Origin of the sequence: Vibrio sp. 10N.222.48.A3 (assembly GCF_041475345.1) — a bacterium.
In the GTDB taxonomy this organism is placed as follows: domain Bacteria; phylum Pseudomonadota; class Gammaproteobacteria; order Enterobacterales; family Vibrionaceae; genus Vibrio; species Vibrio tasmaniensis_A.
Map to the genome: position 1 here is coordinate 1 of NZ_JBFRVX010001695.1, position 1,012 is coordinate 1,012.

The window sequence follows — 1,012 nt, forward strand, 5'->3', positions numbered from 1 at the left end:
GATTTGAGCATCGGGATTGGAATTGCAGCCGCTTCATCGACTAATAGCAAATCACAATCAGGCTTAGACTTAAGTAATTCATCTGGTGCTACGAATCTTAAACTTCCGCTTTGATAGCAAATGTAAGTAGCGTTGACCACTTCACAGTCTTCTAGGCGTTGACTCGCGTGGGAAAATACAGGCTCGATTGCTTTCACTGAAGGCGCTGTCACGATGATATTTAATCCATGACGCTCAACTAAAAGCTGAGCAGCGGCAATACCCAATGTAGAGCTTTTACCACGCCCTCTATCTGCCGTGAGAACTAAAGGACGTTTACGATGCCCAGACACCACTTTTTTAACCAACTCAACGGCCAGATTTTGCTGTTCAAATTTGTCCAAACTGTTTTCAAAGTCTTGCTTCAGAGGAAGTGCTTTAGTCGCTTGAACAACATCGTCTGTTTCGTTATGTTGTGAAACCGAAATGAGCTTATTGAAATTCTCCTTTAACCAACGTTGGCCAAAGCTCTCGTTATCTTCAGAGTCATCAACTTTTGGCGGCAACACCAACAACAGCCCACCACCGATTAACGAACCTAGTGCAGCGCTAAAACCATTCGCATCAAACTGCTCTCTAAAATCACAAACAAGAACTTGGGACTCACGACCAAGCAATTGTTGGCCTTTTTTGACTGGAGCATGAATCACTCCTTCAAACGGAGTTCCACCAATCTGGAAGATGCTCGGAGTGTACGAATTTTCAAGGAAGGTTAAAACAGCAGAGTTTTGCCAATCAAAGTCGCCATCAAAGACCACACCGTAACGGTGACCATTGTGTTGGGCAATATTAGAAAGTGTATGCAGAAAAGTATTGGTTGGGTTTGTCATAGTTAGCGTCCAGATTCATCTAAACACAGTTTATCACAGCCAAATAAAAAGCCGCATAAAGCGGCTTTAGAGGAGTAATGAAAGTCGTGACTTAGTCTAACTTAGATTGTACGAATGCTAGGATTTCTTCCATTGTTGTATCA

1 protein-coding gene is annotated in these 1,012 nt (G+C 42.8%); it reads right to left on the minus strand.

Going from position 1 to position 1,012, the window contains the following annotated elements; translation table 11 throughout:
* Nucleotides 1–869, minus strand: an 869-nt coding sequence (locus AB4653_RS28455) for a tRNA(Met) cytidine acetyltransferase TmcA domain-containing protein (protein ID WP_372105989.1), incomplete at its 3' end; no start/stop codon positions are given.
* Nucleotides 870–1,012: the final 143 nt, after the last annotated feature.